Here is a 14,358-nt window from a genome sequence, read left to right as displayed (position 1 = left end):
AAGGGTCTTGTTGATCAGAGTGTAGGTGGCGCCGCCGCCGCACTTGATCAGGCCGGACAGCAGGAACTTCGGGCGGCTGTTCGCCGCGACAGAACCGAGGCTGCGGGCACGGGCATCCCTTCATCAGGAGCTTGCAGGACTGGAACACCGTGTCCGGCAACTGGGGCAGGACGATCCCGTCTGTCACCGCCTGACGTCGATGTCGATGCCGGGCGTGGGTGCCGTTGTGGCACTGACCTACCGTTCCGCGGTTGATGATCCTTCCCGGTTCACATCGTCGAAAGGTCGGGCCATGGGTCTGTCTCACGCCTTCACGCAATCAATCAGGCGAAGGTGACGTCTCGGGCGGGATTACCAAAGCAGGAGACGTCACCTTGCGGCGCGCGCTGTGTCAGGCGTCAACCGTCATGATGGATCTTGGCCGCTCGACATGTCTGAGAACATGGGCCGCGCAGGTCGCACGCCGCCGAGGCGCGAAGCGGGCCATGGTCGCCCTTGCCCGGCGCATCAGCGTAATCCTGCACCGGATAGGGACGGACGGCACCACCTTCCGATCCGAGATCTAAGTTCCGCATGAAGACTGACCGACCAAACGCTCCACCGTTGCCTGCCTGACCGCAGGCCTTCGAGGTCCCCCAGGGACGCGGCCGTGGTCAGGACTGTTGCCGATCACATCGAGCACGCCAATGAGATGGATGCATCGGATCTGCATTGAACCAGCATCAGGTTGGCGGCCTGCGCGCCGACCACGGACCGAAGCATGCACCCGGGTGATCTCAGACGAAGGTGGCTGCGCCAGCAGTGCGACAATAAGACCAAACCTGAAACCCCTACTCTGCGGACGACGGCGCAAGCGTAAAACAGCTTGACCGAGACGGCCCCGTTACCGAAGTCCTGACCCTAGTAGCGCATCGTGTCTTCAGGGTCACGAGGCCAAGCCGGAAGCCTGCCAAGCTGCATAGGCGGCGAGCACGGTTTCCATCTGAGCGGAATGCCCTGCCACGAACGCATCGCCATAAACGGTCTCGTCCGGGTATTCGGTGATCAGGGTCAGCGGAACCGCATGCCTGTCGTCCTCACCGATCAGACAAGGAAACCCGTTGACCATGGTATAACCCGTCTCGCCCGCATGCGTTTCGTAGAGCGCGATCTGACGCTCATTGAAGGCGATCAGTTCAGGGAAGGTTGCAAGATGCGCGGTCACCGCGTCGATCAGGGCATGGGCTTCAGCCTCGTGCCCCGCGTGATGGCGCATGATCAAAAAGAAGCCCTTCGGAACCGTCCACATCGCGAAACCGCGTGGCACATAGCCGGACAGCGGGCGGGTCCATTCGTGGGCGGGATAGCCGTGCAGGTTTACGTGCAGTCTTGCGCCGCTCAGCGCTTCGGCCTGCAGGCGGATTGCCTTCTCGTTCAGGCTCTCGCGGTATTCCAGATCGTCGCCGAGCGCGGTGTAGCGGGCGGCGTGGTGCATGTGGCGCGGGTTGGGCGCGATCAGCCGTTGGTGCAGCGCGTATCCGTCGGGATTTTCCAGTGGGGACAGCGTAAAGCTCGCCCCTTGCCTCGCAAGTCGAATGCCCGCGCGCAGGGCGCCGACGATGCCCGTCGTCTCGTTCGCGTGTTGTCCCGCGCTGACCATGATCGGTGCGCCGCCGCCTGTGAGATGCCGCGCCTGCACCATGCGCCCTGCACGGGTCTTTGCTGTAAAGGCGCTCCCCCCCGCCAGATCAAGGATGTTGCCGATCTGCTCGACCGACAAGGGTGCCGTAGCGGTGTCCAGCGGTTGCACCGGTGCGGAATGGTCGTTCCTGTCCAACGGACGCAGTTGCACCCTTACGGACGCCGTTTCGCCGAACCTCACATCCGGCACGATCTGCCCCGGTTGCAGCCCCCGATCGCCCAAGGGACGGCCCGAACGACGCTGGAACACTTCCAGAAGCGAAAAATACAGATCCTCGTGCATCGCCTCGCGCAGGCTGACGACCTCGTCGCCGCAGGGCAACGGTTCGTCCCGCAGAGGGAGGGTGACGGCGATATGCAGTTCCTCGAAATAAGGTTCTTCACCCCAGTCATGACCCGCGATCGCGCCAATGGTCGCCTCGAACAGCGCTTCGTATTCCGTTTCCAGACGGGAGGTGGTGCCGCCGTGGATCAGCCGCCCCGTGGGCGACAGCAACGTTTCCCCCACGGCGTCGACATGCAGGCGATTGGGGGCCGCGACGCGGTGGATTTCCGTCCGGTCGGGCCATGTCAGCGCGACCTCGTAATCCTGCCCTTCGCCTGCCGTGAAGCGCAGGTCCACCCCCGGTAGCAGGGCCGCTAGAGGATAGGTCTCCAGCAGGAAGCGGTTGTGGACCGCCGCTTCGTGCCGTGGATAGGCGATGGTGGCGGCGGTCAGGCCGCTCGCCACATCTTCCAGAAAGAAGTGCAGCAGGGGCTTGTAGGCGCTGCGGATGCGGGCGGGAACGCCCTTGTCCGCGAAGGCCGCTTCGGCCGCCCGCCGGCTTTCGCGGTCGTCGAAGGTCCAAGCCTCCACGGTGCCCATGTCGATGCGGGCCAGAAGGGCATCCAACGAACGGGGGAACGTGGCCTCGAAGATCATCGGTTCGTCCTTCCCGTCGGATCCAGCGTGTCGCGCAACCAGTCGCCCAGCAGGTTCAGGCCCAGCACCGTCAGCAGAATCGCGAGGCCGGGGAACACGCTGACCCACCATGCCGTCTGAAGATAGGTCCGCCCGTCCGCCAGCATCCCGCCCCAACTGGGGATCGTCGGATCGACGCCAAGGCCGAGGAACGTCAGGCTGCTTTCCAGCAGGATGTTGTTGGCCACGTTCAGCGTCATCAGCACGATCACCGGACCCAGCAGGTTGGGCAGGATGTGGCGCAGGATGATGTGGCGGTTCTTCACCCCGATGGCGCGGGCTGACAGGACGAACTCCCGCTCCCTCAGCGCCAGCACCTGTGCGCGGACAAGACGGGCGTATTGCACCCATTGCGACACGATCAGCAGGATGATGGTGTTGGTCAGGCTGCCCCCGATGATGGCGATGAAGGTGATGGCCAGCAGGATGAAGGGCAACGCCAGTTGCACATCGGCGAAACGCATCACCAGCATGTCCCAGAACCCGCGGTAATACCCCGCGATCAGCCCCATTGCCACGCCCACCACGACCGAGCCGAGGACGGACACGAACCCCACCTGAAGCGAAATCCATCCACCTGCGGCCACCCGCGCCAGCACGTCGCGGCCCAGGGGATCGGTGCCGAGGATATGGTCCGCGCGCGTGAAGGGTGCCACGAGACGGGCCATCAGGTCGATCTTGCCTACGTTCGGAAACACCCAGCCCGAGGACAGGACCACCCCGCAGATCACCAGCAGCAGACCCGCGCCGAGGATGAATTCAAGGGAGTTGAAGCGGCTCTTTGTCATCGATTCACTCCGTCCGGATGCGCGGGTCGATCAGCCCGTAGGCGATGTCGACCAGGAGGTTGACGGACACGATCATCAGCGACAGCACCATGATCACCGATTGCAGCACCGGATAATCCCGCGCCGACACCGCATCGAAGGCGAGCGATCCCATGCCAGGCCAGTTGAACACCCGCTCTACCACCACGACGCCGCCCAGAAGCCCGCCGAACTGCAGGCCAAGATAGGTCACAAGGGGGATCGCGCAGTTGCGCAGCGCATGCTTGTAGAGGACCTTGCGTTCGCTCAGCCCCTTGGCGCGGGCGACCATGATGTATTGGGAGTTAAGCACATCCAGCATCGTCGTCCGCACAAGGCGCACATTTGTCGCCGTCAGGATCACGCCCATGGTGATGGCGGGCATCACGAAGCTGGCGAACCCGTTCATCCCCGAAGGCGGCAGCCAGTGCAGCGTGATGGAGAACAGAAGCACCATCATCGTGGCCAGCCAGAAGTTTGGGAACGACAGGCCCACCAGCGACAGGATTCGGATCAGCTGGTCCGCCCATTTGCCCCGATGCACCGCCGCCCTGATGCCCAAGGGGATAGAAATCAGGATCGACACGACGAGCGATGCGAAGGCCAGCATCAGCGTCGCGGGCAGCGCCGACCCGATCAGCAGCGACACCTGCGTGCCGCCCACGAAGCTGCGTCCGAAGTCCCATGTGAACAGCCCCGCCAACGTGTTCAGGTATTGCCAGACGAAAGGCTCGTTCAGGCCGAGGCCTTCGCGGATGCGCGCCAGATCCGCTTCGGTGACGTTGGTCGCCCCCGAGGTGATCATCAGGGCGGGATCGCCTGTCATGCGGACGGCCAGCGACACGATCAGGGTGACGACCATGACCACGAAAATGGATTGAAGCAGACGCTTCAGAAGAAAACCGGCCATGACCGTCCCTTTGCTGGGGCCGCCCGGAAGCGGCCCGTCCGTTTCAGTCGACCGACACTTCGTTCAGCTTCATGCGGCTGTCGGGCGCAGGCTCGAACCCCTTCACGCGGGTGTTGATCGCGTAGATGGCGTTCAGGTTGTAGATCGGCATCTCCAGATTCCGCTCGAACGCATAGGCCGCGATCTGCTGCAGCACGCCTTCGCGCTCCGCCTTGTCGGTCATCGGACGCTGGGATTCCAGCAACGCGTCCAGTTCGGGGTCGCTGTCATAGGGGTTCCACTTCTCACCCGAGTGATACATCGAATACGCCGTGTTGTCATAATCGAAGGTCCAGCCGCCCCAGCTCTGCTGGAACATCGCGCCGGTCTTACCCTGGGGGATGATGTCGTTCAGCAGCACGTTCGTCTCGTAGGGCTGGATCGTAGCCGTGACGCCCACCATGCTCAGATAGGCGGAGATGGCCTGCACCACCTCGTTGAAGGTCGCGTCATTGCCACGGATGTCGATTTGCACCTGCGCGCCAGGGGCGACGCCTGCTTCTTCCAGCAACGCCTTTGCCGTATCGGGATCATAGGGCAGCGGCTCCAGGTCCGGATCGAACCCGAACGAGCGCGAGCCCTGAAGCTGCGAGATCACCTCCGCCTCGCCACCCAGAATGGAAGAGACGATGGTTTCACGATCGACCGCCATGGTCAGGGCACGGCGCACCCGTTCGTCGGCGGTGATGCCATCACGCGTGTTGTAGCGCAGGGAATACACGGTCGGTCCGGCGGTTGTCACCAGTTCCAGATTGCGGTCGGCCTTGATCGTCGGGATCATGCCGATCGGAATGGTCGGGGGGATCACGATGTCCACGCCGCCCGATTGCAGCTCTGCGATCGCGGTCGAAGGTTCGGTGATGAAGCGATAGTCGAGTTCAGAAATCTTCGGAGCACCACCCCAGTAGTCGGGGTTCGCTTCCAGCTTGATGCCGACTTTCGGCTCATAGGACACGAACTTGAACGCACCGGTGCCGACGGGGTTGAGGTTGAACGCCTCCTCGCCCACTTCCGCTACGTATTTCGGCGGCACGATCATCGCGCCGTATCCGGCAAGCTTCGTCAGCAGCACGGGGTCCGGCGCCTTCAGGTGGAAGTCCACCGTCATCGGATCGATGATCTCCACACTCTCGATCGCGGTGTAATTCGACCGTTGCGGGCCCTTGCCGCCTTCTTCGCCCAGAAGGCGATCGAAGGTGAACTTCACGGCCTCGGCCTCGAAGGGTTCGCCGTTGTGGAAGGTCACGCCCTCGCGCAGGGTGAAGCGGATGCGGGTGCCATCGTCCAGCTCCTCCCACTTGGTGGCAAGGGCGGGGACCAGCTCCATATCTGGCCCGCGATAGGTCAGGCCGTCATAGATGTTGGTCCCGACCGACGCCCAGTTCACGAGGAACGTGTCGATCGGGTCCCAGCTGCCCGGATCCTGCGGAGAGGAGACGGTCAGCCTGCCCTCGGCGAAGGCCGGGGCAGACATCAGGATCAGCGCGAGCGCGGTGGCGGTGAGGTTCTTCTTCATTGTTCTCTCCCTGTCGGTTCGTTTCAGTGACGCGCGACGAAATGGCCGGGCGCCACCTCATCCAGCGGGACGGCGGCCGGTGCGCTGCCCACGGGATGCGTGGTGGAGGGGATCTCGCCCTCCAGCGACTTGCGTTCGGGCCGGTGGCCAGGATCGGCAACCGGCACGGCCGACAGCAGGCGGCGGGTATAGGGGTGGCGCGGCGTCTCGAACACCTGCGCGCGGCTGCCCAGTTCCATGATCTGCCCCAGATACAGGACGGCGACGCGGTGGCTCATCTTCTCCACCACGGCCATGTCGTGGCTGATGAACAGATAGGCCAGCCCCTCGTCATGTTGCAGGTCCATGAACAGGTTGATGATCTGCGCCTGGATGGAGACGTCCAGCGCCGAAAGCGCCTCGTCCGCGATGATCAGACGGGGTTTTGAGGCAAGCGCCCGAGCGATGCAGACCCGCTGGCGCTGGCCACCGGAAAACTCGTGCGGATAACGGCTTGCGACCGAAGGCGGCAGGCCGACCCGCTCCAGAAGCTGTTCCACGCGAAAGTTGATCGCGCGGTCGTTGTCCAGAAGGCCGTGGGTGCGGATCGGCTCCGCGATGGAATACCCCACCGTCTTGCGCGGATCCAACGAGGCGAAGGGATCCTGGAAGATATACTGCACCTCGCGCCGCAGACGCTGGCGTTCGGCCATGCCCATGGCCGACATCGGCTTTCCATCGAAGAACACCTCGCCACTGGCGGGTTTGGTCAGCTGCTGGATGGTGCGTCCAATGGTGGATTTGCCCGAGCCGCTTTCGCCGACGAGTGCCAGCGTCTCGCCCGGATGGATGTCGAAGCTGACCTGCGTGACGGCGGGGCAGTAATGCGTAAGCTTGCCGCGCCAGTTCTTCCTGATGTCGAACCGCACCGACAGATCGCACACCGACAAGAGCGCCGGCTCGCCTGTCTTTGCGGTATCTTGTTCGCGCTCGGTCCCCACCAGCTTGGGCGCGCCGTCTTCCAGCACGGTCAGGGGCATGCGAACGGGATGCGTCCTGCCCGCCATCTCGCCCAGTTTCGGCACCGCGGCCAGCAGGGTACGCGTGTAAGGGTGTTGCGGATTGGCAAACAGGTCGGCGACGGGGCCTTCCTCGACTTTTGTGCCCTTCCACATGACGACGACATCGTCGGCCATTTCGGCAACGACACCCATGTCATGCGTGATGAATATGATGGCCATGCCCAGTTCGGCCTGTAGATCACGCAGGATCATCAGGATCTGGGCCTGAATGGTCACGTCCAGCGCCGTCGTCGGCTCGTCCGCGATCAGCAGCTTGGGGCGGCAGGCCAGCGCCATGGCGATCATCACGCGCTGCCGCATCCCGCCCGACAACTGGTGAGGATAGCGTTTGATCATGCCCCGCGCGTCGGGCAGGCGCACCAGTTCCAGAAGGCGCACACCTTCGTCCAGCGCCTGCGCGCGGGTCATCGCGGCGTGCAGCATCAGCACCTCGGCAATCTGGTCGCCGATGGTGAAGACGGGGTTCAGGCTGGTCATTGGCTCCTGGAAGATCATCGCGATCTCGTTGCCGCGGACACCGCGCATGGCCGTCTGAGAGGTGCGCAGGAGGTCGGTCTCGCCGTCCTTGCCGCGGAACAGGATGCGTCCTTCGGGATACTTTGCGCCTACCATGTCGGCCAGTCGCATGATCGACATCGAGGTAACGGACTTGCCGGACCCGCTTTCACCCACGATGGCCAGCGTGCGGCCCGCCTGCACGGTGAAATCCAGCCCATCGATCACGCGCGAGGAGCCGAAGGCGACGCTGAGAGCTTCGACGGAAAGCAGCGGTTTGTTCATGATATCCGGCATGTCGCCCCCACAGAGTCACGGCGGAGCGCGCCGCCCGATCGATTTCGCCCGTCGCGGACGCATGGCCGAACGCCCCTTTGCTGCGTTAACGGTCTTGGGATCGTCCCGCCTCCTATCGATTGTAAGAGAACAGGCATTTCATCGACATTCTGTCAATGCCGTGTAGGGACTTTCCGTGCATATTGTTGAACGATCTGTGTCGCGCCGTTCGCCGATGACCAGAAAAACGGCACTTCGCAAATCGCGCCGGCCTATCGGCGTTCACTTGGGAGGTTCGGGCAAATTCACGAAGGCCGTCATCAACTTGCGCGCCAATACCGCGAGATAGTTTTCAAGGATATCAGCGGCTCTCGACGCATGGCCCTCCTGCAGACGCTCCAGTATGGCACGGTTCTGCGCGATATACGGCTTGTGCGGTTTTCGGGGCTTCCCAGGAGGTTGAAGGCAAGATGCGTCTCTGCCACGATGCGATCGAAGAAGTCGCTCAGTCCGGGCCGCCGGCAAGCGCAACGATGGTGTGGCTAGACTTCAGGAATCGCTGACGCAATGTAAGGTGGTAACAGTTCTTATCGCATGATGGCGTATGTCATCGCGAAACAGTTCGCAGGGCGTGCTCCCGCAACCATCGACACAGACCCAGCCCTCGCAAACCGCGGTGGCTTTGTCATGTTCGGGCCATGGACGCAGGAAACCGCTCTGGCGATCTCGGACAAGGAGAGGATCGTGGCCCAATTGCCCACCAGCTCGATCCGGTGGCCGCCGGGGGCGTCCGTGTCCGGGATCATCCGGATCTCCGACACCAACCCGCGCAGGAGCGTCGTCGCCTCCCGCTTTTCGTCCGGCGTTTGCAGAGCCTCCGAGAAGGCTCTTTCCCCGGCTTGTCGGTGCGAACGGCGCGGGCAAGTCGACGATCATCAAGATCCTTGGCGGGATTGCGCGCCCGACCGCGGGAACGATTCTTGTAAATGGCAAGGAGGTCACCCACCGTTGCGGGTATTTAGCGCACATTCTCGCCCGAAGTTCAGAACCGGGTCGCGAAGTGCGGCAAGGTCCTGTCCGAAGATTTGAACGCGTTTGGGGAGGAGCCGGCTTTTCTGCACGGCGCGACCGATGTGGCGATGTCAGCTGGCTGGGCCTACCGGTCAGGTCTACGTCGCGACCAAAGCCTACGGCACTCTGCCCCACACTTGGCGAATGGTCGCACAAGGTGAAAGCGGCTATGCCCATAAGGTAATGCTGCAAGCAGGAAAGGTCTTGGCAGCCTCGGCAGTGCAGGCGCTGATGAACCCGTCGCTGATCATCTCGGCCAAGACTGAGCGCAAAGAGCAGCTGGGCGGCGAAGATTACGTGTCGCTGATCCCGGCTAAAGCCAGCCCATAGCGGCTACGCTGATGCCTCTTGCCGCGCCCCACCGGGGGCGGCACTTTCCAGCGAACACAGCATCTTCTGAAACAGCGAGCTATTGTGACGGTCCGCCAATGGGATGTGCCGGCTGCTTCCCCGAACGTCGTGTTCTCCCGGATCGGGATCAACCGTGCAACAAGGACCAGCCGCCATGTGTGCCAAGGAACAAGGAAGCCTCGAAAACCTCGCCGTTGTCGGCCTCGACATTGGAAAAGACGTGTTCCACCTGGTCGGGTTCGACTGATCGGGCCACGTCGTTCTGCGACGGAAGATCAAGCGCTTTGCATTGCAGGAAACATTCTCAGCCCTCCCGCACTGCGTGGTCGGGATGGAGGCCTGCCTCAGCGCCCATTTTGTCAGCCGCGCCTTGCGCGGAATGGGCTTCGAGCCGCGGATCATCCCTGCGACTTACGTGAAGCCGTTCAACAAGGGCCAGAAGAACGACTACAACGATGCCGAGGCCATCGCTGAAGCCGCCTTGCGTCCGAACTTGCGGTGCGTCCCGGAAAAGACCCGGGACCAGCTCGATCTTCAAGCGTTGCACCGCGTGCGCTCCCGCCTGGTGTCGCGGTGGACCGCAACCATCAACCAGATCCGCGCCTTCCTGATCGAGCAGGGGATCACGGTGCGGGCGGGCCTTCGCGCTTTAGATAACTCGTTCGAGGCGATCCTCGAGCAGCGTCAGCTTCGGCAACTGGCTGGCGGCAGCGGTGACGCGCATGCAGAGGAACAAAGCGGCCATTGCGCTGGCCAACAAGCTGGCCCGGATCGCCTGGAGCATCCTGCGCCACGGCACCAGCTTCGACACGGCAAGAGACAGAGATATGGCTGCGGCCGCAATCTGACCGCACCCCAGCTAATACGGAGTTCGCAGGAGCGAAAAACAGCATGGAACGGATCAATTGCGCCCCCGGAGTCTGAGAGCCCAGAAGGTCGTTGACCTGACGGCTAGTGAGACCAAGGCGCGTGCGTAACCCCATCATGGCCACGGCCCGCGAGCCGACCCAACAGGCCGAATACATATGAGCGACTTGCGCGGCCACGCCAGATTCTCGATTGCAAACAGCAGCCGGCACAAAAAAATGGGCTCTTCATGTCGATCATAAGACAAACCGGACTTCTGCACCTGTCATCATGCCTTGCGTTTGAATCTCCTTTTCCTCATCATATCAACATTAGTTGAGAGGTTGATTCGATGGAAGAGGACCGCGCGCTTGCCGCCTTTGCGGCGCTGTCGCAGGAGACGCGGCTCCGCATCGTGCGGCTGCTGATCCAAGCGGGACCGGACGGCATGGCGGCGGGAGCCATCGGAGAGGCCATTGGCGCGACCACCTCGCGTCTGTCCTTCCACCTGACGCATCTGGAACACGCGGGCCTGATCCGGTCGCGGCGTGACGGGCGATTCATCATCTACACCGTGCTCTACCCGTCCTTCTCCGCCCTGATCGAGTTCCTGATGCGTGACTGCTGCCAGGGCCATCCCGACATCTGCGAACCTGCAATGGCCGCGCTGGAATGCGCCTGCGAACCTGCTGCCACCGAAAGGGCCTGACATGGACGTTATCATCTACCACAATCCCTCCTGCGGCACGTCCCGCAACACGCTGGCAATGATCCGCAACGCGGGCCTCGAACCGCACGTGGTCGAGTATCTGAAAACACCACCCTCGCGGGCGCTGTTGGTGCAGCTCGTCGAACGAATGGGGATCGCCCCCCGCGATCTGCTGCGCAAGAAGGGCACGCCCTATGCCGACCTCGGTCTGGACGATCCAGCGCTGTCGGATGAGGCCCTGATCGACGCGATGATGGAGCATCCGATCCTCATCAACCGGCCCATCGTCGTCAGCCCGAAGGGTGTAAAGCTCTGCCGCCCGTCCGAGGCCGTGCTGGACCTCCTGCCGCCGCAGCGGGCCGCTTTCGCCAAGGAAGATGGTGAGCAAGTCGTGGACGAGCACGGCAACCGCACCCGTTCCGCCTGACCCGGAGAAGATCATGAGCATGTCGCAACCGACTCGTCGGCTGTCCTTCCTCGACCGCTATCTGACGCTGTGGATCTTCGCGGCCATGGCATTCGGCATCTTGCTTGGCACCGTGTTCACCGGTGTGCCGGAGGCAATGGGCGCCTTGTCCGTCGGCTCCACCAACATCCCCATCGCCATCGGCCTGATCCTGATGATGTATCCGCCGCTGGCAAAGGTCCGCTACGAGGAACTGCCGCAGGTGTTCACGGACAAGCGCGTGCTGCTGCTGTCGCTGATCCAGAACTGGATCATCGGCCCGGTGCTGATGTTCGCTCTGGCGGTGATCTTCCTGCGCGACCAGCCGGAATACATGACCGGCCTGATCCTGATCGGCCTCGCTCGCTGCATCGCCATGGTGCTGGTCTGGAACCAGCTCGCGCGGGGCGACAACCAGTATGTCGCGGGGCTGGTGGCCTTCAACTCCATCTTCCAGATCCTGTTCTTCTCCACCTACGCCTGGCTGTTCCTGACCGTCCTGCCACCCCTGTTCGGGCTGGAAGGCAGCGTGATCGACGTGGGGTTCTGGACGGTGACCGAGGCCGTGCTGATCTACCTCGGCCTGCCCTTCATCGCGGGCTACCTGACCCGCCGTGTCCTGATCGCCCGCAAGGGCGAGCGTTGGTATCAGGACAGGTTCCTGCCGAGGATCGGTCCGCTGACGCTGGTGGCGCTGCTGTTCACCATCGTCGCGATGTTCAGCCTGAAGGGCGGAGACGTGCTGCGCCTGCCGATGGACGCGCTGCGGATCGCCGTGCCGCTGGTGATCTATTTCGCCGTCCAGTTCATCGTGAGCTTCGCGATGGGCCGCTGGATCGCCAAGGACTACCCCCGCACCACGGCCATCGCCTTCACGGCGGCGGGCAACAACTTTGAGTTGGCGATTGCCGTCGCCATCGCGGCTTTCGGTCTGGCCTCGCCCGTGGCCTTCGCCGCCGTCATCGGCCCGCTGGTCGAGGTGCCGGTGCTGATCCTGCTCGTGAACGTCGCCCTGCGCCTTGGCCGTCAGTGGTTTCCCCACGATGCCGCGCTGAAGGAGGGCCGCGCATGATCCCCGACCTGCCGAACCTGTCGCCCGAGGCCCTGCGCCTGCCGCAGATCGACGGCCCGCCGCCGCGCATCCTGCTGCTGTATGGCTCGCTCCGCGAACGGTCCTACAGCCGCTTCGCCACGTTGGAAGCCGAACGCCTGCTGCGCCACTTCGGCTGCGAGACGCGGGTGTTCCATGCGGACGGCCTGCCGCTGCCGGATGATGCCGAGGCCGATCATCCCAAGGTGCAGGAGCTGCGCGATCTGTGCCTCTGGTCCGAGGGGCAGGTCTGGACCAGCCCCGAACGGCACGGTGCGATGACCGGCGTGATGAAGTCGCAGATCGACTGGATACCGCTATCCATGGGCGCCATTCGCCCCACGCAGGGGCGGACGCTGGCCATCATGCAGGTGTCGGGCGGATCGCAGAGCTTCAACGCCCTGAACCAGATGCGCATCCTGGGGCGCTGGATGCGGATGGTGACGATCCCGAACCAGTCGTCGGTCGCCAAGGCGTATCAGGAGTTCGAGGAGGACGGCCGCATGAAGCCGTCGCCTTACTATGACCGGATCGTGGACGTGATGGAGGAGCTGGTGCGCTTCACACTCCTGACGCGCGATCGGCCCGACCTGACCGACCGCTACAGCGAGCGCAAGGAAGCCGCCAAGAAGGTGCAGGAGCGCCTGAACCTGAAGGACGCGACCTGATGCAGACGGCGCGACGCTGGCCGGTGATCTCGGCCCTTGGCATCGTGCAGATCTTCGCATGGGGCAGCAGCTACTACCTGATGGCGGTTCTCGCCGCGCCCATCGTGGCAGACACAGGTTGGCCGCTGCCGTGGGTGGTGGGGGCAATCTCGGTCGCACTGTCCTGCGCCGGAATGGTGTCGCCACAGGTGGGTAATGCCATTGCTCGCTTCGGCGGACGGCCCGTGCTGGCCGCAGGGTGCATCCTTCTGGCATCGGGCCTCATCCTCGTTGCGACGGCTCCGAACCTTCCTGCCTTCTATGCCGGATGGTGCATCATGGGTCTGGGGATGGGCGCGGGGCTTTACGATCCGGCCTTTGCCACGCTTGGCCGTCTCTACAAGCAGGATGCGAGGGCGGCGATTACGGCCTTGACCCTGTGGGGCGGGTTCGCCAGCACGGTCTGCTGGCCGCTGTCCTCGTGGCTGCTGGATCAGGTCGGCTGGCGCGGGACGGCGGCGACCTATGCGGTGATCCACCTGCTGATCTGTCTGCCCCTGATCTTCCGCCTGATCCCGAAGGAGCCGCAGGTGCGGCCCGAGGCGGATCAGCACGCCGCAGGCTCCGCTTCGTTGGTCGGCCACGAGCGAATGGCGTTCCTGATCATGGCCGCGATCCTTGTCACCGCCGGGCTGGCCGTCACCCTGATCTCGGTGCATCTGCTGACGCTCCTTCAGGCGCAGGGACTGTCGCTTTCGGAGGCCGTCGCCATCGGCGCGCTGCTCGGCCCCGCACAGGTCGCGGCGCGTGTCGTTGAGATGGCGGGGCGCGGACGGCACCACCCGATCTGGACGCTGATCGTCGCGACCGGCAGTGTCGCAACCGGCCTTGTGCTTCTGGCGCTGGATATGGACGTGCCGGGTCTGGCCGTGATCCTCTATGGCGCAGGCAATGGCATCTTCTCCATCGCGCGCGGTTCACTGCCCTTGGCGCTGTTCGGGGCGGATCGCTATCCGGTCGTGATGGGCCGTCTGGCGCGGCCCTCTCTTCTGGCGCAGGCAGCGGCCCCCATGCTGGGCGGGGCGCTGATCGCAGGAACGGGGGCGGAGGGTGCTTTGAGGGTCGTTGGCTGCCTTGGCATGGCGAACGTCGCACTGGCGCTCGCGATGTGGGGCATGATCCGGCAGCGTGCGGAGCAACCGGCAGCTTAAGATCGGAAGAAGGCGAAGGTCCCGTATGGGACTTTCGCGTCATCTTTGCTCCGAAGCTAGAGCGGGTCCGCTCCGTTGCTCTGCTCTTCAACCTTGGACCGCCGGATGCTGGATTTTCCGGCTTGGTCATGGCGGCGGGCTGGCGGCGTCGCCGGGGCAATGCACCGCGATCGCGCTGTGGGGTCGGTCTTCGTTGTGGTGTCGACGCCAATCCTCCAGCTTTTCCCGTGCGACCGCGAGGCTC

General features: G+C 63.6%; 12 protein-coding genes and 3 pseudogenes. 9 read left to right on the top strand and 6 right to left on the bottom strand.

What is annotated here, in order from left to right:
* Nucleotides 1–76: 76 nt before the first annotated feature.
* A pseudogene (locus ACSHZY_RS18370) lies at nt 77–566 on the top strand (transposase); the annotation flags it as partial.
* A gap of 359 nt (nt 567–925) precedes the next feature.
* On the opposite strand, the gene ACSHZY_RS18365 reads toward ACSHZY_RS18370, so the two are convergent.
* The 5 genes from ACSHZY_RS18365 to ACSHZY_RS18345 are packed head-to-tail and all read right to left on the bottom strand — an operon-like array spanning nt 926 to nt 7,753.
* Entirely contained in the window at nt 926–2,602 is a 1,677-nt protein-coding gene (locus ACSHZY_RS18365) for a peptidase M14 (protein WP_435171614.1), read from the bottom strand.
* On the bottom strand, nt 2,599–3,429 hold the full coding sequence (locus ACSHZY_RS18360) for an ABC transporter permease (protein WP_435171613.1): 831 nt from the start codon (nt 3,427–3,429) through the stop codon (nt 2,599–2,601). Before ACSHZY_RS18360 ends, ACSHZY_RS18365 begins: the two co-directional genes overlap by 4 nt.
* Before the next feature lie 4 nt (nt 3,430–3,433).
* Nucleotides 3,434–4,357 (bottom strand): ABC transporter permease, encoded by a 924-nt coding sequence (locus ACSHZY_RS18355; RefSeq protein ID WP_435171611.1) that lies wholly within the window; start codon nt 4,355–4,357, stop codon nt 3,434–3,436.
* A gap of 43 nt (nt 4,358–4,400) precedes the next feature.
* Complete coding sequence (locus ACSHZY_RS18350; RefSeq protein WP_435171609.1) at nt 4,401–5,912, bottom strand: ABC transporter substrate-binding protein; 1,512 nt, start codon at nt 5,910–5,912, stop codon at nt 4,401–4,403.
* Nucleotides 5,913–5,935: 23 nt separating this feature from the next.
* Entirely contained in the window at nt 5,936–7,753 is a 1,818-nt protein-coding gene (locus ACSHZY_RS18345; protein ID WP_435171607.1) for an ABC transporter ATP-binding protein, read from the bottom strand.
* An 889-nt stretch (nt 7,754–8,642) separates the two neighbouring features.
* Between ACSHZY_RS18345 and ACSHZY_RS18340 the strand changes: the two are divergent.
* The 8 genes and pseudogenes from ACSHZY_RS18340 to ACSHZY_RS18305 form a co-directional block, all read left to right on the top strand.
* Nucleotides 8,643–8,744, top strand: a pseudogene (locus ACSHZY_RS18340) (ATP-binding cassette domain-containing protein); the annotation flags it as partial.
* A gap of 275 nt (nt 8,745–9,019) precedes the next feature.
* Entirely contained in the window at nt 9,020–9,145 is a 126-nt protein-coding gene (locus tag ACSHZY_RS18335; protein WP_435171605.1) for a hypothetical protein, read from the top strand.
* A gap of 175 nt (nt 9,146–9,320) precedes the next feature.
* Nucleotides 9,321–9,854, top strand: a pseudogene (locus ACSHZY_RS18330) (IS110 family transposase); the annotation flags it as partial.
* 510 nt (nt 9,855–10,364) lie between these two features.
* Complete coding sequence (locus ACSHZY_RS18325; RefSeq protein ID WP_435171603.1) at nt 10,365–10,721, top strand: ArsR/SmtB family transcription factor; 357 nt, start codon at nt 10,365–10,367, stop codon at nt 10,719–10,721.
* A 1-nt stretch (nt 10,722) separates the two neighbouring features.
* Entirely contained in the window at nt 10,723–11,148 is a 426-nt protein-coding gene (gene arsC, locus ACSHZY_RS18320) for an arsenate reductase (glutaredoxin) (protein ID WP_435171601.1), read from the top strand.
* Nucleotides 11,149–11,161: 13 nt separating this feature from the next.
* On the top strand, nt 11,162–12,238 hold the full coding sequence (gene arsB / locus ACSHZY_RS18315; protein WP_435171599.1) for an ACR3 family arsenite efflux transporter: 1,077 nt from the start codon (nt 11,162–11,164) through the stop codon (nt 12,236–12,238).
* Nucleotides 12,238–12,924 (top strand): arsenical resistance protein ArsH, encoded by a 687-nt coding sequence (gene arsH / locus ACSHZY_RS18310; protein ID WP_435171618.1) that lies wholly within the window; start codon nt 12,238–12,240, stop codon nt 12,922–12,924. The genes arsB and arsH overlap by 1 nt, the downstream gene beginning before the upstream one ends.
* A complete protein-coding gene (locus tag ACSHZY_RS18305; protein WP_435171597.1) occupies nt 12,924–14,114 on the top strand; it encodes an MFS transporter in 1,191 nt (396 codons plus the stop codon). Before arsH ends, ACSHZY_RS18305 begins: the two co-directional genes overlap by 1 nt.
* 126 nt (nt 14,115–14,240) lie before the next feature.
* On the opposite strand, the gene ACSHZY_RS18300 is transcribed toward ACSHZY_RS18305, so the two are convergent.
* Nucleotides 14,241–14,358 (bottom strand): integrase core domain-containing protein (locus ACSHZY_RS18300; RefSeq protein WP_435171616.1); only part of this gene is annotated, 118 nt, incomplete at its 5' end.

This window comes from Falsirhodobacter sp. 1013, assembly GCF_051195255.1.
In the GTDB taxonomy this organism is placed as follows: Bacteria; Pseudomonadota; Alphaproteobacteria; order Rhodobacterales; family Rhodobacteraceae; genus Falsirhodobacter.
This window is presented reverse-complemented; position numbering and strand designations above follow the sequence as displayed.

Excerpts from the sequence above, each read along its gene's own strand:
- ACSHZY_RS18345 (WP_435171607.1), bottom strand. The coding sequence starts at position 7,753 with ATGAACAAACCGCTGCTTTCCGTCGAAGCTCTCAGCGTCGCCTTCGGC.
- ACSHZY_RS18355 (WP_435171611.1), bottom strand. The coding sequence starts at position 4,357 with ATGGCCGGTTTTCTTCTGAAGCGTCTGCTTCAATCCATTTTCGTGGTC.
- arsC (WP_435171601.1), top strand. The coding sequence starts at position 10,723 with ATGGACGTTATCATCTACCACAATCCCTCCTGCGGCACGTCCCGCAAC.
- arsB (WP_435171599.1), top strand. The coding sequence starts at position 11,162 with ATGAGCATGTCGCAACCGACTCGTCGGCTGTCCTTCCTCGACCGCTAT.
- ACSHZY_RS18305 (WP_435171597.1), top strand. The coding sequence starts at position 12,924 with ATGCAGACGGCGCGACGCTGGCCGGTGATCTCGGCCCTTGGCATCGTG.
- ACSHZY_RS18350 (WP_435171609.1), bottom strand. The coding sequence starts at position 5,912 with ATGAAGAAGAACCTCACCGCCACCGCGCTCGCGCTGATCCTGATGTCT.
- ACSHZY_RS18360 (WP_435171613.1), bottom strand. The coding sequence starts at position 3,429 with ATGACAAAGAGCCGCTTCAACTCCCTTGAATTCATCCTCGGCGCGGGT.
- ACSHZY_RS18325 (WP_435171603.1), top strand. The coding sequence starts at position 10,365 with ATGGAAGAGGACCGCGCGCTTGCCGCCTTTGCGGCGCTGTCGCAGGAG.
- ACSHZY_RS18365 (WP_435171614.1), bottom strand. The coding sequence starts at position 2,602 with ATGATCTTCGAGGCCACGTTCCCCCGTTCGTTGGATGCCCTTCTGGCC.